Source organism: Amycolatopsis sp. NPDC049691 (genome assembly GCF_040675005.1).
GTDB lineage: Bacteria > Actinomycetota > Actinomycetes > Mycobacteriales > Pseudonocardiaceae > Amycolatopsis.
In genome coordinates this window covers 98,352-117,963 of record NZ_JBFANX010000005.1, presented here as the reverse complement: position 1 = coordinate 117,963, position 19,612 = coordinate 98,352, and the positions used below count along the sequence as shown (strand labels likewise).

Sequence of the window (19,612 nt, the reverse complement as noted above, 5' to 3'; positions counted from 1 at the left end):
GACTTCTTACCGGGTCGTTACGGCTGCCCCGCCCGGCCCGCCGGACGCCGCTCGCGGACTTATGGTGGACAGCGATGAGCGAGCCGAACCCGGCAGCCCGGCTCGCCGAGCCGCCTGCCCGCGAACCCGAAGCCCCGGCACCCGAGCGGCCTGGCCGCCGCGCCACCCGGGCCGATCTCCTCGCCGTCGCGGCGGCCGTGGTGCTCGTGGCCGCGGCCGCCGCGGTCGGCGTCTACTACAACCGGCCGCACTCCGGGGTGGTCATCTTCGTGTCGGCGCCGCCGCTGTTCGCGGACTGGCTGCCGCACGTCGGCCCGGGCTCGGTGTTCGCCGTCCTCATCGCCGTCGCGGTCGTGCTGCACGGCCCGACGCTGGCCGCCCGCCTCCCGTGGAGCCGGGCGCTCGCCGCCGGCTACCTGGCCTCGCTCGCCTGGATCTTCTCGCTGGCCATGGTCGACGGCTGGGCCCGCGGGTTCGCCGGGCACCTCACCATCCCGCAGGAGTACCTCCACGAGGTCCCGGGCATCACCGACATCCCGCGGATGCTGCGCGAGTTCTCCTCCCGCATCCTCGACTTCCAGCCGAACTCCTGGACGACGCACGTCTCCGGGCACCCGCCGGGCGCGACGCTCGTCTTCGTCTGGCTGGACCGCCTCGGCCTGCACGGCGGCGCGTGGGCCGCGACGGCCGTCGTCCTCGTCGGCGGCCTGGTTGCGGTGGCCGTGCCCGCGACGGTCGCCCTGCTCGGCCGGCCCGACGCGGCCCGCACGGTGCTGCCCTTCGCCGTCCTGACCCCCGGCGCGGTCTGGATCGGCGTGTCGGCGGACGGCCTCTTCGCCGGAGTCACGGCGACCGGGCTGGCCCTGCTCGCCTTGTCCGCGCGCGGGTTCGCGGACGGTCGCCGGTACGCCGTCCCGGCCGGGCTGGCGGCCGGCGTGCTGCTCGGCTTCGGGATCTTCCTTTCGTACGGCCTCGTGCTGCTCGGCCTGCTCGCGGTGGCCGCGGCCGTGCTCGGCCGGCAGTGGCGGGCCGCCGCCTTGGCCGTCATCGCGGCTCTCGGCGTGGTTGGCGTGTTTGCCTGGGCCGGGTTTTGGTGGCTCGACGGCTACCACTTGGTCGTCGAGCGCTACTACCAGGGCGTCGCGCTGGTCCGGCCCTATTCGTACTGGGTGTGGGCGGACCTCGCCGCGGTGACCGTCGCCCTCGGCCCCGCGGTGGTGGCCGCGGTCCGGCGCGGCTTCGCCCGCGGGCCGCGTGGCCTGCTCGCCGATCCGGTGCTGCTCCTGGGCCTCGCCGCCCTGCTCACCATCGTGCTCGCCGACGTCTCGGGCCTGTCGAAAGCCGAGACCGAACGGATCTGGCTACCGTTCGGGGTGTGGTTGCTGCCGCTGACGGCCCTGCTGCCGCGGCCCGGACGCCGGTGGTGGCTCGCCGCCCAGGCGGCGACGGCCCTGGCGGTCAACCACCTGCTGCTGACCGGCTGGTGAGGGAGACGTGATGAACGATCAGGCCGGACGCGTGCTCGTGGTCGACGACGACGAGACGGTCCGCGACGTCGTCCGCCGCTACCTCGAGGTCGCCGGGTTCACCGTCGACCAAGCGGGCGACGGCGCCGACGGGCTGGCCAAGTTCGCCGCCCACGAGCCCGACCTGGTCGTCCTCGACGTCATGATGCCGGGGATCAACGGGCTCGAGGTGTGCAAGCGGCTGCGCCAGGTCAGCCAGGTGCCGATCGTCATGCTCACCGCCCTCGGCGAGGAGGAGAACCGGATCGCCGGCCTCCAGCTCGGCGCCGACGACTACGTCACGAAACCCTTCAGCCCCAAGGAACTCGCCCTCCGCGTCGCCTCGGTGCTGCGCCGCGCGCGGATGCCGCGCCCGGAACCGGCGGCCGCCGAGCTGGCGGACGGCGACCTGCGCCTCCAGATGACCGCACGCACCGCGACGCTCGCCAGCCGCGAGCTGCCGTTGACGAGCAGGGAGTTCGACCTGCTGGCGTTCTTCCTGGCCCACCCCGGTGTCGCCTACTCGCGCGCGGACCTGCTCGAGAAGGTGTGGGGCTGGGACTTCGGCGACCAGTCCACGGTGACCGTCCACGTGCGACGGTTGCGCGAGAAGATCGAACGCGACCCGGCCAAGCCGACGAGGGTGGCGACGGTGTGGGGCGTCGGCTACCGCTACGACCGGGAGCAGCCGTGATCGAACCGGGTGAGTCCGCCGCCGAGATGCTGACGCATCTTTGGCACATCCTGCCGTTCGCCCTGCTGTTCTCCCTGCCGGTCGCGGCGCTGGGTGGCGTGGTGCTGTACGTCCTGCGCCGCGGTTCGCTGGCCACCACGCTGACGGTGCTGGTGCTGATCCCGGTGCTGTCCACGCTGGTCGGCGTCCTCGGCGTCAGCGGGTTCATGTTCACCCCGGCACTGACCACGATGCTGCTGGTCTGCCTGCTCGTCGCCGTGGTCACCGTGCCGGCGGCGATCATCCTCGGCCGGGCCATCGCGCGCCGCAGCGTCTGGGAGCGGGAGGCGCGCGACCGCGAGCGCGCGGCCGAGGCGTCACGGCGCGAACTGGTCGCCTGGATCAGCCACGACCTGCGCAGCCCACTGGCGGGCATCCAGGCGATGGCCGAGGCACTGGCCGACGGCGTGGTGTCCGAACGCGACGAGGTCGCCGACTACGCCCAGCGGATCAGCGGCGAGACCACCCGGCTGTCGGCGATGGTCGGCGACCTGTTCGAGCTTTCGCGGATCACCGCCGGCGCGCTCGAGCTCACGATGTCCGCGGTGCCGCTGCGGGACGTCGTCAGCGACGCCGTCGCCGCCCAGTCGCCGGTCGCCGAGCGGAAGCGGGTGCGGGTGCTCGCCAACGCGTCGACCTGGCCGGTCGTGACCGGGAGCGACCCGGAACTGGCCCGGATCGTGCGGAACCTGGTCTCCAACGCGATCCGCCACACCCCGCCGGACGGGACGGTCGCCGTGCAGATCGGCGTCGACGGCGACGAGGCCCTCCTCGCCGTCGACGACTCCTGCGGCGGCATCCCCGACGACGAGATCACCCGCGTGTTCGACGTCGCCTTCCGCGGCACGCAGGCCCGCACGCCCGAGCGCGGCGGGACGACCAGCGGCGGCGGGCTCGGCCTGGCCATCACCAAGGGGCTCGTGGAGGCGCACCGCGGGAAGATCGGCGTCCACAACCACGGGCCCGGGTGCCGGTTCGAGGTCCGCCTGCCGCTGGCGGTGTCCTAGACCGCGTGCGGTGCACGGTCCTCGCCGAGCCGCAGGAATTCCATGCCGGGGAAGTGCGCCGCCGCGATCACCGTGCTCGTGCCCGCGAGCTCGGCCAGCCAGCGCTGCCGGGTGCGGGCCGCCTCGTCCGGGTCGTGGTCGCCGATGAACCGGACCCGGTCGTCGCGCAGCTGCACCGGGGTGTGGATGACGTCGCCGAGCAGGACCAGGCGTTCGTCGTCCGCCTCGACGTCCAGCACGTAGTGGCCGGGGGTGTGGCCCGGCGTGTGCCGCGCGGTGATGCCCGGGGCCAGCGCGACGGCGTCGCTGTGAATCGCCTCGATGCGGCCGGCCGCCCGCACCGCCTCCAGGCCGATGCGGCTCCAGTCGTCGTGGGGCAGCCCGCCGATCAGCGGCTCCCAGTCGGCCGCCCCGTGGACGACCCGCGCCCGCCCGAAGGCCGGCGTGCCTTCGGGTGCCAGCCAGCCCACGTGGTCGGCGTGCAGGTGCGTGACGAACACCGTGTCGACGTCGCCCGGTCGCACCCCGGCTTTGCCCAGTGCTGTCAGCAGATCTCCGGCTTCCCCCATCGGTGCCGGATCCCCTGCCGGGGCCATGCCGTCCGGGAAGCCCATTTCCCGCGGTCCGAACCCCGCGTCGACCAGGATCGCCCGGCCCTGGCCGCGGATGAGGAACCCGCCCACGGGCACGTGCACGGTGCCGTCGGGGTCGAGGACTTCGGAGTGCTCGGCCGGGTCCAGGCCGGGGAAGAACGGGGCCGGGAGCCGGACGAGCCCGTCGGTCAGTGCTTCGATCGTGTAATCGCCCACTGTGATCCGCTGCATTACCGTGCCAAGTTCGATCATGATCGAACTATTCCCGGGGTCACACGGGTGCGCGCAGCTCGGCCGTCGCGAAGCCGGCGATGCCCTCCTCGAAGCCGATCTCGGCCTTGAATCCCAGCAGCTCGCGGGCGCGGGCCGGATCCGCGACGACGTGGCGGACGTCGGCCGGCCGGGCGCCACCGGCTATCTCCGGCGCCGGGCCGGCGCAGGCCCGGGCCAGTTCCCCGGCCAGCTCGCCGACCGTGTGCGGGGTGCCGGAGCAGACGTTGACCGGCGTGAGGTCGCCTTCCGGGCCCGCCGTCCGGAGGGCCAGGACATTCGCCCTGGCGACGTCGTGGACGTGTACGAAGTCGCGCTGCTGGCGGCCGTCCTCGAGCACCCGCGGGGCTTCGCCGCGCAGCAGGGCCGAGCGGAAGAGTGACGCAACCCCCGCGTACGGGGTGTTCTGCGGCATCCGCGGGCCGTAGACGTTGTGGTAGCGCATCGCCCAGACGCTGCCGCCGGTCTGGCGAGCCCACGCGCCGGCCAGGTGCTCCTGCGCCAGCTTCGTCGCCGCGTACGTGCTGCGCGGGTTCAGTGGCGCGTCCTCGGGCACCAGCCGCCAGCTCAGCTCCGCACCGCACGCCGGGCACCGCGGCTCGAAGCGGCCGGCGTCCACATCGGACGCGCGGCGCGGCGACGGCGGGACGACGCCGTGGTCCGGGCACGCGTACCGGCCTTCGCCGTAGACGACCATCGACGAGGCCAGCACCAGCTTCCGCACCCCGGCCGCGTGCATCCCGGCCAGCAGGACCGCCGTGCCGTAGTCGTTGTGCAGGGCGTACGACGGCGCGTCCGACGGGTCGACGCCGTGCCCGACGACCGCCGCCTGGTGGCAGACCGCGTCGACGCCGTCCAGCAGCTCGGCGACGATCTCGGCGTCGGTGACGTCGCCGCGCAGGAACCGGTGCCTGCCGGTGTACGACGGCGGGGTCCGGGAACCGTGGGCCGTCGGGAGGAGGTTGTCGAGGACGACGACCTCGTCACCGTCGTCGGCGAGCAGATCGGCGATGTGGGACCCGATGAACCCGGCTCCGCCGGTGACCAGTACGCGCACACCGGCCACGCTAGGGGCGTTCTCCCGGGCCCGCTCACACCCGGCGTGGCACGTCACCGAATCGTCAGAACTCACCAGGCACCTCCCGGCGGCGGGAGGGCGAAACCGACTACGGTGGGCGCCATGGAACGGAGTGCACAACGGCTGGGCCGGGCCCTCGTGGTCATCGTGGACGATCGCGTGGCGCACGGCGAGCACGAGGACACCACTGGCCCGCTGGTCACGGAGCTGCTCGAAGAAGCGGGCTTCATCGTCGACGGTGTCGTGGTCGTCGAGGCCGAGACCGCGGGTATCCGCAACGCGCTCAACACCGCCGTGATCGGCGGCGCCGACCTGGTGATCACGGTCGGCGGCACCGGTGTGCTGCCGCGTGACCGGACTCCGGACGCGACGGCCGGTGTGCTCGACCGGCCGATCCCGGGCATCAGCGAGGCCATCCGGGCTTCCGGGCTGGCCGCCGGGGCCGTGGACGCGGGGATCTCGCGCGGGCTCGCCGGGGTCTCCGGCAGCACGCTCGTGGTGAACCTCGCCGGCTCGCGGTCCGCGGTGCGCGACGGGATGGCGACGCTGACCTCGCTCGTGCCGCACGTGATCGACGAGCTTTCGGGCCTCGAAGAGGTCTGATCCTTCGCTTGCCGGGCCAGGGGTGACGGGATTGTCGCTCCTGGCCTGAAGCATGCTCGGGGACATCGACCTCACCCATGGGCCGGCTTGGGCAGGCGCGCCTCAACCCCGGCGGCGTGCTCGTAGCTCGTCCCGCCGGCCGCAGACCTGGTCCTCGCTGTGCAGGAACCCGGCAAGGGCCAGCCATAGGCGGCTGATCGCCGGGCGGGGCGACCTGATGGCGTTCGCTCTGGAGTTGTCAATCAACGTGTCGTGGGAGACTGGGGGCATGTCCGGCCCCAAGCGCGATCCCAAGACGACCAGCGACCAGCGTCGGCGGGTCGACGAGATCTTCGGGGACGTCCTGCCCGAGACGACCTCCGATGAGCGGGACGTCGAGCGGCGTACCGGGCTCCCGGACGACTGGTACCGGGAGAACCGGCCGCCGCACCACGATCGCTGACCCGCTCAATCGCGGCCGTTGTCGCGCTGGGCCTGGGCGCGCAGCAGGTCGCGGATCTCGATGAGCAGCTCGACGTCCGTCGGCTCCGAGGGGCCCGGCTCCTGGCCTCGCTTGCGCCGCTCCTGGATCTTTTTCACCGGCAGCACGATCACGAAGTAGATGACCGCCGCGACCAGCACGAAGTTGATCGCCGCGTTGATCACGCCGCCGAAGTCCAGGAACGTCGCCTGGTTGTTCTCGAAGATCTGGTAGCCGAGGCCCTTCGCGGCGTCCGTGCCGCCGATCGTGCTGATCAGCGGCTTGATGAGGCCGTTGGTGAACGCCGTGACGATGGCTGTGAACGCCGAGCCGATGACCACCGCGACGGCGAGGTCGACGACGTTGCCGCGCATCAGGAAGTCTTTGAAGCCTTTGAGCACTGGTACTCCTCATGGATCACGAAGGGGGACGGGTACGAGCTAGCGGAGAGTAACCGTTACCGGTCGCTCCAGTGAAATCGCCGCCACCCTCGTGGCCACCGCCTCCGGGAGCCGCAGCAGCACCAGTGGTCCCTTCGCCGCGGACGGTTCCCGGTGCCCGACCGCGACCACCGTCGCCCCGCCGGCCAGCACGGACGCGGGCACACCCGGCTCCGGTGCCGCCACGACGTCGACGCGCCCGCCGGGCTCCAGCAACTCCGCGACACCCGCATCGGCCAGGCGGACGGGGACCGTCGCCGTCGCGGGATCACCCGTGCCGGGGAGGGCCGTCGCCAGCCTCACGTCGGTCAGGGGTTCGCCGGCGCGGACGGCGCCCGCCAGCAGGCGGCCGTCGACGCCGTGCGGGGTGCTCAAAGCACCCGCCGGACGCGCGGAATCGGGAAGGTCGGCGACGCGCAGGTCGGTCGCGCGCAGTGCCGTGCCGGAAGGGAGGTCGCGCGCCGCGACGACTGTCGGGGTCGTCGGCGCGCCCCGGGCGGAGCCGGGGTACATGAACAGGAGCCCGCCGGCCAGCAGCAAGCAGGCGGCGAGCCAGCGGCGCAGCAGCCGCGTCCGCCTGCCCCGCAGCCGGGTCAGATCAGGTGGGTGGAACTTCGCCAGCACGTCCACGGTGCCCCCTCGGCCGGATCGGGTGCGGCGGTGTGCCGCACGAGATCGACGTTAGGGAAGCCGGATGGGCCGCCGGAAGGGCCACATCCGGCACCTGTGGACAACTGGGGTGTTGTGGACAACTCCGCGCCTCAGGAGGCCGCGGCGGTCGTCTTCGTCGTACTCGAGGAGGAAGATGCCGAGCTCGTGTCCGACTTCGTCTCGGTCTTGGTCTCGGTCTTCGCCGGGGTCGCGGCGGTGCTCGACTTGCTCGAGTCGCGCGAATCGGTGCGGTAGAACCCGCTGCCCTTGAAGACCACGCCGACCGAGCTGAAGACCTTGCGCAGTGCGCCGGAGCACTGCGGGCACACGGTCAGGCTGGGGTCCGAGAACGACTGCACGGCTTCGAACCGGTGGTCGCATTCTTTGCAGGCGTACTGGTACGTAGGCACTGACGGCTCCTTTGCTGGCACTCATCCGACCAGAGTGCTAACCCAATTGTGCTTGAAAGCATTCCCCGAAGGCAATTCCTCGTTGCTCACATCGGCAGCTCGAGCACGCCTCGACCCGGCGTCAGGGCCCCGCTCATGCGCACGTCGTGAGGTTCCCCCGGCAGCCGTTCGACCAGCTCTTCGTCCCGGACGACGGCCAGCAGCGCCGCACCGGCCGCCGCGAACACCAGCGAGCGATCGTAGTGGCCGGCGCCCCGGCCGAGCCGGATGCCCCGGTGGTCGACGGCCAGCGCGGGCACCAAGATCAGCTCCGCGGCCCCGATGGCCGCGCTACCCAGGCGTTTTCCGCCCGGCTCGCGGATCCCGCGGAACTTGCTGGGCACCAGATCGGCCTCGCCCGTGTACTCGGCCCAGTCGAGCGGATCCGTCCGCGACACGATGACGGGCAGCAGCACGCGCGCACCGCCGGCCGCGAGCGCGTCGACGAGCGCCGCCGTGCCCGGTTCGGTGCCGAACGGCAGGTACGCGCACACCGTGCCGGATGTGACGTTCGACACCGCGCTGACCAGCGCCGACGCCTCCTGGGCGTGCGATTCGGCCGTCTGGTCCGCCCGCGCGCGCGTAAGCCGCTCACGCCACTCCGCCTTGCTCAAGTGCTCATTGCCCAGCGCGTGCATGACCTCACGTTAGGCTTTGCGCCCATGACGGGCGCCGCAACCTCCCAGACGTTCAGAACCGCCATCGTGCCGGCCGCCGGCCTGGGGACACGCTTCCTCCCGGCGACGAAGGCCGTGCCCAAGGAACTGCTGCCGGTGGTGGACACGCCGGGGATCGAGCTGGTCGCCGCCGAAGCCGCCGCCGCGGGCGCGGAACGCCTGGTCATCGTGACCTCACCGGGCAAGGACGCCGTCGTCCGGTACTTCGAAAAGCAGCCCGAGCTGGAGCAGAACCTCGAGGCCAAGGGCAAGGACGAGCTGCTGGAGAAGGTCCGCCGCGGCTCCGACCTCCTCGCCGTCGAGACCGCCATCCAGGAGCAGGCCCTCGGCCTCGGCCACGCCGTCGCGCAGGCCGAGCCGAACCTGCGCCCGGACGACGAGGCCGTCGCCGTGCTGCTCCCGGACGACCTGGTGCTGCCCACCGGCGTGCTGGAGAAGATGAGCGCGGTCCGGGCGCAGTTCGGCGGCAGCGTGCTCTGCGCGTTCGACATCCCGAAGGCCGAGATCTCGCCGTACGGCGTCTTCGACGTCACCGACACCGACGACGAAGACGTCAAGCGCGTGCACGGCATGGTCGAGAAGCCGAAGCCGGAGGACGCGCCGTCGACCTACGCCGCGGCCGGGCGCTACCTGCTCGACCGGGCGATCTTCGACGCGCTGAAGCGGATCACGCCGGGCAGCGGCGGCGAGCTGCAGCTGACCGACGCGGTCGCCTTGCTGATCACCGAAGGGCACCCCGTGCACGTCGTCGTCCACCGCGGTGGACGCCACGACCTGGGGAATCCGGGTGGTTTCCTGCGCGCCGCGGTCGACTTCGCGCTTGAAACGCCCGAGTACGGTCCATCTTTACGGGCGTGGCTCACGGAACGGATCGGGACAGATCGCCCATGACGGAATCCCTCGACGCGGCGCGGCCGGAAACGGCCGGGGAAGAAGCCGAGCTGCGCTCGGTCGACGCGCAGATCTCGATGACCTTGGAAGCCGCCGTCCGGCCCCAGCCGGTGCGCGTGGCGATCTCCGAGGCCCAGGGGCTGCTCTGCGCCGAGGAGGTCGTCGCCGAGCACGCGCTGCCCGGCTTCGACCAGGCCGCGATCGACGGTTACGCGGTGCGCAGCGTCGACGTGCGCACCGCCGGGCAGGAGCCCGTCCAGCTGCCGGTCGTCGGCGAGATCGCGGCGGGCTCGCGCCAGCCGCGGCGCCTGCAGCCGGGCCAGGCCGTGCGCGTCGACACCGGCGCGCCGCTGCCGACGCTCGCCGACGCCGTCGTGCCGCTCGCCTACACCGACGGGCACCAGGCCAAGGTCACGGTGCACCGCTCGGTGCCGTCGGCGGGGTACGTGCGCCGGGCGGGCGAGGACGTCCAGATCGGTGACGTCGCGGTCCGCCGCGGCGACACGATCGGCTCGGCGCAGGTCGGCTTGCTGGCCGCGGTCGGCCGGGCGAAGGTCCTCGTCTACCCGCGGCCGCGCGTGTCGATCGTGTCGGTCGGCGACGAGCTGGTCGACATCGACCGGACGCCGTCGGTCGGGCAGGTCTACGACGTCAACTCCTACGCGCTCGCCGCGGCCGCGCGGGACGCGGGCGCCGAGGTCAGCCGGGTCGGCATCGTGCCGAGCGAGCCGAAGCGGCTGCGGGAGATCGTCGAGGGCCGGCTGCTGATGTCGGAGATTGTCGTGGTCGCGGGCGGCGCCGGGGGCGCCACCGGCGACGAGGTCCACGCCGCCCTGTCCGACCTCGGCCGGATCGACATGACGCGGGTCGCGATGCACCCGGGCTCGGTGCAGGGGTTCGGCAGGCTCGGGCCCGATTCGGTGCCGACGTTCCTCATCCCCGGCAACCCGATGAGCGCGCTGGTCGTGTTCGAGGTCCTGGTGCGGCCGCTGATCCGGGCGGCGCGCGGGACGCGCAACCCGCACCGCCGGATCGTCGGGGCGCGGCTGCTGTCGCCGATCACCTCGACCGAAGGGCGGCGCGGGTTCCTCCGCGGCCAGCTCCTGCGCGACGAGGCCAACGGCGAGTACCTCGTCCAGCCGCTCGGCCAGTCCGGGGCGCACCTGCTCGCGTCGCTGGCCGAGGCGAACTGCCTGATCAACGTGCCGGAAGAGCTGACCGACGTCCCCGCGGGCGAGCAGGTCCAGGTCACCTTCCTGGCGCAGCGGGCCTGATGAACGCCGTGTCGGGCGTGTCCTACCCGGTCGAAAGCCGGCACCCGGGCTGGCCGGCCCGGCTCGGCCCGCTGCGGGTGCCCGCCGGGGTGGTCGCGATCCGGCCGGTGCGGCTGCGCGACGCGGGCGAGTGGAGCCGGATCCGGCTCCGGGACCGGGCGCACCTCGAGATGTGGGAGCCGACCGGCGTCGGCCCGTGGCCGGAACGCAACGCCTTCTGGTCGTGGCCTTCGCAGTGGGCTGCGCTACGTTCGCTCGCTCGGCGTGGTCAGTGCCTCCCTTTCACGATCACCCTCGACGGGCGGCTCGCGGGCCAGATCACTGTGGGTAACGTCATCCGGGCGTCGCTGCGGTCGGCCTGGATCGGCTATTGGGTGTCTTCGGAGGTGGTCCGCGGCGGGGTCGCGACGGCCGCCGTCGCGCTCGTCACCGACCACGCCTTCGGTCCCGGCGGGCTGCACCGGCTGGAGGCCACCGTGCGCCCGGAAAACGTCGCCAGCCTGCGGGTTCTCACCAAGGCGGGCTACCGGCAGGAGGGCCTGTTCGAGCGGTACCTCGACGTCGCGGGCGCATGGCGGGACCACTACTGCTTCGCCATCACGCGCGAGGAGACCGGGGCCGGGCTGGTGTCGCGGCTGGTCTCGTCGGGGCGTGCCGATCACGCCTGAGGGTGATTACCCACCCGGGGCCGTGAGCGCGTTACCACATGCTATGTGTTTCACCTAATCCGGTGAGGCATTTCCGTGATCGAACCCGGCGAGCCTCCGCCCGATCTGTTACTCCTGTGACTAGCGTGATTTCAGGTGAAGGATCGGGGGAGGTGACGGGAGATGCCCAGCTCCGTGATCATCGTCGCGCTCGCCGCGGCATGGCTCGTCGTTCTCGTGCCCATGGTCGCGCGAAAGCGGCAGCAGGTGGCCCGCACGGCCGACTCCGCGCTCGCGGCCAGGGTCGTACGCAGTGGACGCAACGAAGACCGGGAGGAATTCGCCATGTCCGACGAGCCAGGGAAGTCCCGGCCCTCGGTCGAGGACGACCTCGCGGAGCTCGAAGCCGAGCTCGAACTCGAAGACGACGTCGACGAACCGGAGCCCGAACCCGAGCCGCTCCCGCAGCCGTCCCGCGCCGAGCGGGCGGAACGGGCCGAACGCGCCGCTTACCGCCCTGGCCGCGGCGGCTTCGACCCGGAAGCGGCCGAGATCGCGGCGCGCGCGAAGTACAGCTTCCGGCAGCGCGTCGTCGTCATCCTGCTGGTGATCGCGGTGGCCACGGCGGGTATCGCGGGTTTCCTCGTGCCGCTGGTCTGGTGGGGCCACGCGGCCGCCGACCTCGTGCTGGTGGGGTACCTCGTGTACCTGCGCCGCCAGGTGCGGATCGAGGAGGAGATCCGGCAGCGCCGGCTGGCCCGGTTCAACAGCACGCGGGCACCCCGCCGGCCGGCACCGCTTCCCGAGGTTCCCGAGGAGGAGCCGGTCGACGACGCCGAGGACGTGGACGTCGTCGAGCCGGTCCGGCGCGAGGTGGTCGAGCGGCGCCCGTCGCCGACTTCGCGCGTCCGGCGCAGCGCGGTGGTCGTCGACCTGGACGACGAGGACCCGGCGTTCGAGGAGCTCGACGAGCCCGGGACCGGCCCTTATCGGCGGGCCGTCGGCGAGTGACCCCCCGTGTTCGGTGCTCGTAGGGCACTGATACGCTCTACGAGCACGACCAAGGGGCTGTAGCGCAGTTGGTAGCGCGTCTCGTTCGCATCGAGAAGGTCAGGGGTTCGATTCCCCTCAGCTCCACTCGCGAGTGGGCGAGGTATGTCAGCGGAAAGCGCTGACCTGCCTCGCTCGTTTTGTTTTCTGGGGGTGCAACCCCCAGACCCCGCCCGGCGGGCTTCGCCCCCAGACCCCGCCCGGCGGGCTTCGCCCCCAGACCCCGCCCGGCGGGCTTCGCCCCCGGACCCCCGTCCGTGGTCACCTTGTGCGAACAGGCACCGTTGCTCGTACTCGCCGGAGTGCGGGCCTTTTCGTTTCGGGAAAAGGCAAACGCGCCGTCTTCGGTTGCCGTACGGTTCGATGCTGTGCGTAACGCTTTGAGCGCCGAACGAGACGGGGAGTTCGAGCGGCAACTTCGGGTGGCCCTGGACTCTGCCGAGATCCGGACCGCTGTGCAGCAGGACGGTGCGCCGTCGGTCGGCGCGCTCGAAGACGCTGCCACTGCCCGGAAAGCCGACATCACGATCAAGGCCGACGCTGCCGAGAAGGCGTATGCCGCCGCTGCCGCCGTTGCTGATGAGCTGGCGCAAGCCGGGCGACGGAGCCGGCGTGCTGCTGCCGTCGCGCGGGGCCTCCTTGTGCTGCTGCTGGTCGGCTTCGGGGTTTTCTTCGGCTGGAGCATGGCGCTGAACTCGGCCTATTCGCGGGGCCCTTCGGCCGAGGTGAACCTGTGGGAGGTCCTCTTCGGGCTGCTCTTCATTCAGGTGCTGACCACCCTGCCCGCCTTGCTCCTCGGCCGCTTGATCTGGTGGCTCGCCACGTTTTCGCCCGCGGTCAGGCGGCGTGAACCCGCCGCCATCCGGATCAGGGCGCACCTGGCCGTGTGGATACCCGCCGTCCCCCTCGGCGTGGCGCTGATGCTGCTCAACATCGCCGACATCGCGGGCGTGGTGGCGATGTCGGCCAGCCACCGACCCACCTTTCGGACCGACGCCGCGCCGGGCTGGTTGTGGCTGGTCGCTCTGGTCGTCCTGATCGCCTACTTCACTGCCGTGGCGCTGCTGGCGCGGTGGCTCGGACGCGACGTGACGTCGGTGGCGCTGGCGGAGCAGCATCGCGAGGAACGGCTGCGCCTGTGGCGGTCGGTGCTGCTAGACGGCGTCCTGACGTTCCTGCGGCAGCACCTCGGCGACCACGTGGTCCGCCGGTACCTCACGACCCTGGACCTCCCGGCCGGCGCGCGCAGCCTGCGCCAGGTGCGCAGCGGGGAGCACCATGCGGAAACGCCGGCCGACCAGCGGCTCGCGGTCATCACCGCAGGAATGGGCGACGGCAGCATCGCGCTGTCCGGACCGCGCGGGGCCGGGAAGTCGGAGCTGCTCAAGCAGTTCTGCCTGCGCGGCCGGGACAACGTCGGAATCGTCGTGGGCGCACCCACCGTGTTCGATCGACGCGAATTCTTCCTCCACCTCTTCGGCCTCGTTTGCGACCTCGCGGAGACCCATGGTGTCGTGCCTGAGCAAGCACGGGCGCACCGGCAACGCATCCGGTACCTGCATTCCGACACCACCGGAACCACCGCCGGTCTCGGCTTGAACTGGCTCACCCTCGGCCGCAGCCACAGCGTCAGCAGGGACCGTCAGCCGTTCACCCATCCGGAGCTCATCGCGGACCTGAGGGGTTTCCTCGGCGTGGTCGCGCAGCAGTTCCTCCAGCAGGACAAACGGCTGGTGATCGGCATCGACGAGCTAGACCGGATCGAACCCATCGACCGGGCACGCGACTTCCTCAACGAGGTCAAAGCCGTGTTCGAAGTGCCGGACTGCCTCTTCTTGCTGTCCGTCTCCGACGAAGCCCTCGAAGAGGCCGACCTGGCCCGGCCCGGGCGCAAAGACGCGTTCGACAGCGCCGTCGACGAGGTCGTCCGGGTGGAACCGCTGACCTACGACTACTCGGTGAAGCTCTTGGACCGACGGGTGATCGGCTTCCCACGGCCCTTCAGCGCCCTGTTCCATTGCCTCGCCGGTGGTGTGCCCCGCGATCTGCTGAGGATCGCGCGAGTGACCGTCACGCCGGCGTCCCTCGGCCGTGGCCTGACCGCGATCACCTCGAGCCTGATCGCCCGAGACCTCGAGCACGGGCTCGACCGCCCGTGGGACCTCGTCTTCCACGACACCCTCCGTCGCATCTTCACAGACGACCTGACCCAGGACGTGCTCGACCGAGCGGCGGAACCGTCGGCTCCCGGCTCGCTCGACGCACTGGCCACCGAACGCCGCCGCGGCCTCGCCGAGGCGGACCCGGCTTGGGGCGCCCTCACCGCGATCCGCCAGACCTGGCAGTTCCCGGTGATGACCGCCGGCGGTTCGTGACAGGAGCCGTGTCAGTTCGGGGTCAGGTTGGTGTCAGGGGCGGCCTTCAAAGTTCTCCCCATGACCACCTCAGCGATCACCGCGATGGGCCTGCGGAAGGCCTATCAAGACAAAGTCGTCCTCGATGGCATCGATCTTGATGTCCCCTCCGGCAGTGTTTTCTCGCTTCTCGGGCCCAACGGTGCCGGGAAGACCACCACCGTCAACATCCTCACCACGCTCACCCGGGCCGACGGCGGGACCGTGCGCGTCGCCGGGCATGACCTCGACTCCGATGCCAAGGCCGTCCGGAAGGCCATTGGCGTCACCGGGCAGTTCGCCGCCGTCGACGAACTGCTTACCGGGCAGGAAAACCTGCAGCTCATGGTTGATCTCAGCCCCGTCAAAAACGGGAAGAAGGTCGTCGCGGACCTGCTTGAGCGCTTCGAACTCACCGAGTCCGCGCAGAAGCCCGCCTCCACCTACTCCGGGGGCATGCGGCGGAAGCTCGACCTCGCCATGACGCTCGTCGGGGACCCGCGGATCATCTTCCTCGACGAGCCCACCACCGGGCTGGACCCGCGCAGCCGGCGCACCATGTGGTCCATCGTCAAGGACCTCGTCGCCGACGGCGTCACCATCTTCCTCACCACCCAGTACCTCGACGAAGCCGACCAGCTCGCCGACAAGATCGCCGTGCTCGACCGGGGGCGTCTCGTCGCGCAAGGCACGCCCGACGAGCTCAAGCGCCAGATCCCCGGCACGCACGTCCGGCTGCGGTTCACCTCCGTCGCCGAACTCGACGCCGCCGCGCGGGTCATCGCCGATTCCACCCGCGACGAGGAGTCGCTCACCCTGCGGGTTCCCGGCGACGGTGGCACGAAGTCGCTGCGCAACCTGCTCGACCGGCTCGACGAGTACGCCATCGGCGCCGAAGAGTTCTCCGTCCACACCCCCGACCTCGACGACGTTTTCCTCGCCCTGACGGGCCACACCACGGAGGTAGCAGCCAAATGAGTGCCCAGACCGTCATGTTGCGCCGCAACTTCAAGCACATCGCCCGGAACCCGACTTCGGTGTTCAACGCGGTCCTGATGCCGATCGTGATCATGCTGATGTTCGTCTACATGCTCGGCGACGCGTTCGACGTCGGCGTGAACTACGTCGACTACGCGACGCCCGGCCTGATGCTGCTGGCCGTCTGCTACGGCCTCGGCGCGACCGCGACGTCGGTGAACTCCGACATGACCAAGGGCATCATCAACCGCTTCAAGGTCATGGACGTCTCGCGCGGCGCGGTGCTGACCGGGCACGTCGTCGCGAGCGTCCTGACGAACCTGGTCGCCATCGCCGCCCTCGTCGGCGTCGCCTTCGCGCTGGGATTCCGTCCCCACGCCGGCTTCCTCGACTGGCTCGGCGTGCTCGGCATGGTCGTGCTGCTGGCTTTCGCGGCCGGCTGGCTGACCGTCGCGTTGGGACTGTTCGCCAAGTCGCCGGAGACGGCGGGCCTCGCTTCCGTGCCGCTGGTCATGCTGCCGTTCTTCAGCAGCGCGATCGCCCCGGCGGACAAGATGGGCCCGGGCCTGCGGCAGTTCGCGGAGTATCAGCCGTTCACGCCGATCATCGAAACCGTGCGCGGGCTGCTCAACGGCACCCCGTCAACCGGTTACGCGATCACCGCCGTCGCCTGGTGCCTCGGCATCGCCCTCGCCGGCTACTTCTGGGCGCGGTCGACGTTCAAGAAGCGAGCGTGACCTCGGCGAGTTCCCGCCAGTCCGCCCGCTCTCCCTCCGCGGCCGCCTCGGTGAACCCCTCGTCACCGAGGCGGCTTCGCGCGGCCTGCTCGATGCGGGCCAGGTCCGGCCGGGACCGGTCCGGCAGGCCGCGCACGCCGGCGCTCGCCGCCAGCAGCCGCGCGGCCTGCGCGTGCTCTTCACGCCGCAGCGCCAGATCCGCGATCCCCACGAGGACCTGGGCGGTGAGGGGCGGGTGGCCCACCTCGGCCGCCGCCGCCAACGCCTCGGCCCGGTGCTCGCGGGCCTCGGCGGGATCTTCGGCGAGGTAGCCGAGCAGGTCGTGGAGCACCGCCCGGACCTGGGCCCGCTCGGCCGCGGTGCCCAGCATCGACGTCGCGACGTCGAGCTGGCGGCGGGCCTGCTCGGCGTCGCCGCTCCAGCGGGCGAGCTCCGCTTTCGACAGGGCCAGCTCGGTCAGCGCCTCCGGCCAGGCGACCCGTTCCGCGTGCCGCTGCGCCTCCGCGATGGCCGTCGCGCCGGCCTCTTCGTCCCCGGCCAGCCAGTACAGCTGGGCCTGGCGCGCCCGCATCCGCACGACGTCCTCGACGGCGCCGACCTCGGTGACGATCGCGATCGCGGCTTCGTAGTGCGCGCACGCCTCGGCGAAGCCGCCGCGCATGGCGATCAGGTCGGCCAGCTCGGTCTGGGCGAACGACGTGCCCCACCGCTCGCCGAGCGCGCGGAATTCGGCGAGGGCCGTCTCGATGTACGTCTCCGCGTCCCGCCCGTCCCGGCCGAGCTGGATCCGCATCTTGCCCAGCTGCAACCGGGCCAGGGCGCGGACCCAGGGGTCCTCGTCGGTGATCAGCGGTTCCCAGGCGGACGCGAACGCCTCCGACGCCTGCACCATGCGTTCCAGCGCGGCGACGAGCGACACCGCCGGGTGCGGGTGCGCCAGGCGCGAGGCGATCTCGTGCACCTGGTGGATCCACTCGACCGCCTGGTTCTGGTCGCTCTCGCGGCCCGCGGTCAGGAACCCCGTGACGAACGCGTAGACCGTCGCCCGGGTCTCCTCGGCCACTTCGCCCGGGACGGCGGTGGCCGCCATCAGCAGTTCGTTGCCTTCGGACTTGTGCCCGGCGAGCCACCAGTACCAGCCGGCGTTCGCGGCGAGCCGCATCGCCCCGGCCGCATCGCCCGCCGCCAGCGCACCGCGCATCGCGGCGGCGATGTTGTCGTGTTCGGCGTCGAGGGTGGCGAGCCACTTCAGCTGGTCGGCCCGGCGCAGGTGCGGCTCCGCGGTCTCGGCGAGCTGGGTGAAGTACGCGAGGTGCGCTTGCCGCGCCGGCTCCGTTTCCCCCGCTTCGGCGAGCCGCTGCGAGGCGTACTCCTTGATCGTGCCGAGCATCCGGTAGCGCGGCGCCTGGTCGCCTTCGGTGACCACCAGCGACTTCTCGGCCAGCGCGGTCAGGAGCTCCTCGACGGCGTCGTTCGCGCAGACCCGCTCGGCCGCCTCCAGGCTCGCCCCGCCGGCGAACACCGAGAGCCGGCCCAGGACGGCGCGTTCGTCGTCGGACAGCAGTTCCCAGCTCCAGTCGATCACCGCGCGCAGCGTCCGGTGCCGCGGCAGCGCGGTGCGGCTGCCGCCGGTCAGCAGGCGGAACCGGTCGTCGAGCCGGTTGGCGAGCTGCTCGAGGGACATCGTGCGCAGCCTCGCCGCGGCGAGCTCGATGGCCAGTGGCATCCCGTCCAGCGCCCGGCAGACGCGGGCCAGCGTCGGGGCGTCGGCCACGAAGTCCTTGCGCACCGCGCCCGCCCGGTCCCGCAGCAGCCGGACGGCCGGAGCTTCTTCGATCTTCGCGGGGTCGGCGTCCTCGGCGGGCACGACGAGCGGGGCGACCGGCCACAGCGCCTCGCCGGTGATGCCGAGGGGTTCGCGGCTCGTCGCGAGGATGCGCAGCCGGCGGCACTCGCCGAGCACCCGGTGCGCGAAGGCCGCCGCGGACTCGATCACGTGCTCGCAGTTGTCCAGGACCAGCACCAGGTCGCGGTCCTGCAGCGCGGCGATGACCCGGTCGGTGGGTTCGGCTTCGGGGGCGTCGCCGAGCAGGGCGTCGCGCAGCTTGAGCGCGGCGAGGGTCGCCTGGGCCACGTCGCCTTCGGTCGGCGCGAGCTCCACCAGCCAGGCGCCGTCCGGGAAGTCACCGAGCATGGTCCGGGCGGTTTCGGTGGCCAGCCGGGTCTTGCCCGACCCGCCCGGTCCGACCAGCGTGGTGAGCCGGTGTCCGGTGACGAGCCCGCGGACGGCGGCGACGTCGTCGTCCTTGCCGACGTAGCTGGTCAGCTCGGCGCGCAGGTTCGTCTTGCGCGGCTCTTCGCGCCGGGTCAGCTCGCCGCGCAGCAGCGCGACGTGCAGTGCGGCCAGCTCCGGCGACGGGTCGACGCCCAGTTCGTCGGCCAGCGTCTCGCGTGTGCGCTCGTAGACGCGCAGGGCCTCGGTGTCCCGGCCGGTCGCGACCAGGCCGCGCATCAGCGCGCCGACGAGCCGCTCCCGGGCCGGGTGCGCGGCCACGAGGTCGGTCAGCTCGGTGACGACGCCCTGGCCGAAGTCGGTCTCCGCGTCGAACCGGTCTTCGAGGGCGGCCAGCCGGAGTCCCTCGAGCCGGGTGACCGTGGCGTCGAACGCGGCGCTCTCGGTCAGGCCGACGTCCTGCATGGCCGCGCCCCGCCACAACGCCAGCGCCGCACGCAGCTGCCGGACGTCGTCGCCGGCCTGGGCGACGAGGCGTTCGAACCGCACGGCGTCGACGGCGTCGGGGTCGATGACCAGCCGGTAGCCGGCCGGGCGGCCCTCGACCGCGCCGTCGGGAAGCACCTTCCGCAACCGGGAAACCAAGCGCTGCAACGCGTTCGCGGCGTCGGCCGGCGGCTGTTCGCCCCAGATCCAGTCGATGAGCGTCGCCTTCGGGACCACTCGCCCCGGATCCAGCGCGAGGGCGATCAGCAGTCCGCGCAGGCGGGCGCCCGGGACGTCGGCGACGACGCCGTCGTCCGTGCGGACTTCGAAGGACCCCAGTATCCCGATGTGCACCCGGCCGATCATGCCACGGGCGGGGTGGTGGCCGGTCCGTGTCAGCGCCGTGTCAGGCCCCGCGGCGATGGTGGTCGGCACAACCACCACGAAAGGACCTCCG

At 71.9% G+C, this 19,612-nt stretch carries 19 protein-coding genes and 1 tRNA gene; 13 read left to right on the top strand and 7 right to left on the bottom strand.

All coding sequences use genetic code 11. The features are described from left to right. Window positions 1-74: 74 nt before the first annotated feature. From AB0J40_RS13100 to AB0J40_RS13090, 3 genes are read left to right on the top strand one after another with little or no spacing between them, the layout of a single operon-like run. On the top strand, window positions 75-1,487 hold the full coding sequence (locus AB0J40_RS13100) for a hypothetical protein (RefSeq protein WP_364451664.1): 1,413 nt from the start codon (window positions 75-77) through the stop codon (window positions 1,485-1,487). Window positions 1,488-1,497: 10 nt separating this feature from the next. Next, window positions 1,498-2,199, top strand: coding sequence for a response regulator transcription factor (locus AB0J40_RS13095; RefSeq protein WP_364451661.1), 702 nt, complete (start codon window positions 1,498-1,500; stop codon window positions 2,197-2,199). After that, complete coding sequence (locus tag AB0J40_RS13090) at window positions 2,196-3,245, top strand: HAMP domain-containing sensor histidine kinase (RefSeq protein WP_364451658.1); 1,050 nt, start codon at window positions 2,196-2,198, stop codon at window positions 3,243-3,245. Before AB0J40_RS13095 ends, AB0J40_RS13090 begins: the two co-directional genes overlap by 4 nt. On the opposite strand, the gene AB0J40_RS13085 is transcribed toward AB0J40_RS13090, so the two are convergent. Together AB0J40_RS13085 and AB0J40_RS13080 are read right to left on the bottom strand one after the other, a co-directional pair. Further along, window positions 3,242-4,090 (bottom strand): MBL fold metallo-hydrolase, encoded by an 849-nt coding sequence (locus AB0J40_RS13085; RefSeq protein ID WP_364451656.1) that lies wholly within the window; start codon window positions 4,088-4,090, stop codon window positions 3,242-3,244. The genes AB0J40_RS13090 and AB0J40_RS13085 overlap by 4 nt on opposite strands. Window positions 4,091-4,109: 19 nt before the next feature. Further along, window positions 4,110-5,165, bottom strand: coding sequence for an NAD-dependent epimerase/dehydratase family protein (locus tag AB0J40_RS13080; protein ID WP_364451653.1), 1,056 nt, complete (start codon window positions 5,163-5,165; stop codon window positions 4,110-4,112). 123 nt (window positions 5,166-5,288) lie between these two features. Between AB0J40_RS13080 and AB0J40_RS13075 the strand changes: the two genes are divergently transcribed. After that, complete coding sequence (locus tag AB0J40_RS13075; RefSeq protein WP_013230045.1) at window positions 5,289-5,789, top strand: molybdenum cofactor biosynthesis protein B; 501 nt, start codon at window positions 5,289-5,291, stop codon at window positions 5,787-5,789. A gap of 268 nt (window positions 5,790-6,057) precedes the next feature. After that, on the top strand, window positions 6,058-6,231 hold the full coding sequence (locus tag AB0J40_RS13070) for a hypothetical protein (protein WP_364451650.1): 174 nt from the start codon (window positions 6,058-6,060) through the stop codon (window positions 6,229-6,231). A gap of 5 nt (window positions 6,232-6,236) precedes the next feature. Here the strand turns inward: AB0J40_RS13070 and mscL are convergent, their stop codons facing one another. The 4 genes from mscL to AB0J40_RS13050 form a co-directional block, all read right to left on the bottom strand. Beyond that, window positions 6,237-6,650, bottom strand: a complete 414-nt coding sequence (gene mscL / locus AB0J40_RS13065) for a large-conductance mechanosensitive channel protein MscL (RefSeq protein ID WP_364451649.1) — start codon at window positions 6,648-6,650, stop codon at window positions 6,237-6,239. A gap of 39 nt (window positions 6,651-6,689) precedes the next feature. Then, window positions 6,690-7,319, bottom strand: coding sequence for an SAF domain-containing protein (locus AB0J40_RS13060; protein ID WP_364451646.1), 630 nt, complete (start codon window positions 7,317-7,319; stop codon window positions 6,690-6,692). A 131-nt stretch (window positions 7,320-7,450) separates the two neighbouring features. Next, entirely contained in the window at window positions 7,451-7,750 is a 300-nt protein-coding gene (locus AB0J40_RS13055; protein ID WP_364451644.1) for an FmdB family zinc ribbon protein, read from the bottom strand. 86 nt (window positions 7,751-7,836) lie between these two features. Next, window positions 7,837-8,427 (bottom strand): 5-formyltetrahydrofolate cyclo-ligase, encoded by a 591-nt coding sequence (locus AB0J40_RS13050; RefSeq protein ID WP_364451642.1) that lies wholly within the window; start codon window positions 8,425-8,427, stop codon window positions 7,837-7,839. A 24-nt stretch (window positions 8,428-8,451) separates the two neighbouring features. On the opposite strand from AB0J40_RS13050, the gene AB0J40_RS13045 reads away from it, so the two are divergent. The 8 genes from AB0J40_RS13045 (at window position 8,452) to AB0J40_RS13010 (ending at window position 16,436) form a co-directional block, all read left to right on the top strand. Next, a complete protein-coding gene (locus tag AB0J40_RS13045) occupies window positions 8,452-9,357 on the top strand; it encodes a UTP--glucose-1-phosphate uridylyltransferase (protein WP_364451640.1) in 906 nt (301 codons plus the stop codon). Then, on the top strand, window positions 9,354-10,631 hold the full coding sequence (gene glp, locus AB0J40_RS13040) for a gephyrin-like molybdotransferase Glp (protein ID WP_364451637.1): 1,278 nt from the start codon (window positions 9,354-9,356) through the stop codon (window positions 10,629-10,631). Before AB0J40_RS13045 ends, glp begins: the two co-directional genes overlap by 4 nt. Next, on the top strand, window positions 10,631-11,299 hold the full coding sequence (locus AB0J40_RS13035; RefSeq protein ID WP_364451634.1) for a GNAT family protein: 669 nt from the start codon (window positions 10,631-10,633) through the stop codon (window positions 11,297-11,299). The genes glp and AB0J40_RS13035 overlap by 1 nt, the downstream gene beginning before the upstream one ends. A gap of 162 nt (window positions 11,300-11,461) precedes the next feature. Further along, window positions 11,462-12,289: a gephyrin-like molybdotransferase receptor GlpR gene (gene glpR, locus AB0J40_RS13030; RefSeq protein WP_364451631.1), complete on the top strand. Its 828-nt coding sequence runs from the start codon at window positions 11,462-11,464 to the stop codon at window positions 12,287-12,289. Between the two features lie 53 nt (window positions 12,290-12,342). After that, a tRNA-Ala gene (locus AB0J40_RS13025) sits at window positions 12,343-12,415 on the top strand. A gap of 281 nt (window positions 12,416-12,696) precedes the next feature. Further along, entirely contained in the window at window positions 12,697-14,703 is a 2,007-nt protein-coding gene (locus AB0J40_RS13020) for a P-loop NTPase fold protein (protein ID WP_364451628.1), read from the top strand. Between the two features lie 60 nt (window positions 14,704-14,763). Further along, window positions 14,764-15,699 carry an ATP-binding cassette domain-containing protein gene (locus AB0J40_RS13015; protein WP_364452549.1) on the top strand — a complete coding sequence of 312 codons (936 nt, stop codon included), beginning with the start codon at window positions 14,764-14,766 and terminating at the stop codon, window positions 15,697-15,699. Beyond that, the gene (locus tag AB0J40_RS13010) at window positions 15,696-16,436 is read left to right on the top strand and encodes an ABC transporter permease (RefSeq protein ID WP_364451626.1); all 741 of its coding nucleotides are present in this window, start codon (window positions 15,696-15,698) and stop codon (window positions 16,434-16,436) included. Before AB0J40_RS13015 ends, AB0J40_RS13010 begins: the two co-directional genes overlap by 4 nt. On the opposite strand, the gene AB0J40_RS13005 is transcribed toward AB0J40_RS13010, so the two are convergent. After that, a complete protein-coding gene (locus AB0J40_RS13005; RefSeq protein ID WP_364452547.1) occupies window positions 16,420-19,509 on the bottom strand; it encodes a BTAD domain-containing putative transcriptional regulator in 3,090 nt (1,029 codons plus the stop codon). The two genes, AB0J40_RS13010 and AB0J40_RS13005, sit on opposite strands and share 17 nt — an antisense overlap. Window positions 19,510-19,612 lie beyond the last annotated feature (103 nt).

What these genes read in the sequence shown, in the direction of transcription:
- AB0J40_RS13070 (WP_364451650.1), top strand. Translation starts at nt 6,058, where the DNA reads ATGTCCGGCCCCAAGCGCGATCCCAAGACGACCAGCGACCAGCGTCGG.
- glp (WP_364451637.1), top strand. Translation starts at nt 9,354, where the DNA reads ATGACGGAATCCCTCGACGCGGCGCGGCCGGAAACGGCCGGGGAAGAA.
- AB0J40_RS13035 (WP_364451634.1), top strand. Translation starts at nt 10,631, where the DNA reads ATGAACGCCGTGTCGGGCGTGTCCTACCCGGTCGAAAGCCGGCACCCG.
- AB0J40_RS13085 (WP_364451656.1), bottom strand. Translation starts at nt 4,090, where the DNA reads ATGATCGAACTTGGCACGGTAATGCAGCGGATCACAGTGGGCGATTAC.
- AB0J40_RS13075 (WP_013230045.1), top strand. Translation starts at nt 5,289, where the DNA reads ATGGAACGGAGTGCACAACGGCTGGGCCGGGCCCTCGTGGTCATCGTG.
- AB0J40_RS13045 (WP_364451640.1), top strand. Translation starts at nt 8,452, where the DNA reads ATGACGGGCGCCGCAACCTCCCAGACGTTCAGAACCGCCATCGTGCCG.
- AB0J40_RS13050 (WP_364451642.1), bottom strand. Translation starts at nt 8,427, where the DNA reads ATGCACGCGCTGGGCAATGAGCACTTGAGCAAGGCGGAGTGGCGTGAG.
- AB0J40_RS13100 (WP_364451664.1), top strand. Translation starts at nt 75, where the DNA reads ATGAGCGAGCCGAACCCGGCAGCCCGGCTCGCCGAGCCGCCTGCCCGC.
- AB0J40_RS13015 (WP_364452549.1), top strand. Translation starts at nt 14,764, where the DNA reads ATGACCACCTCAGCGATCACCGCGATGGGCCTGCGGAAGGCCTATCAA.
- AB0J40_RS13010 (WP_364451626.1), top strand. Translation starts at nt 15,696, where the DNA reads ATGAGTGCCCAGACCGTCATGTTGCGCCGCAACTTCAAGCACATCGCC.
- AB0J40_RS13095 (WP_364451661.1), top strand. Translation starts at nt 1,498, where the DNA reads ATGAACGATCAGGCCGGACGCGTGCTCGTGGTCGACGACGACGAGACG.
- glpR (WP_364451631.1), top strand. Translation starts at nt 11,462, where the DNA reads ATGCCCAGCTCCGTGATCATCGTCGCGCTCGCCGCGGCATGGCTCGTC.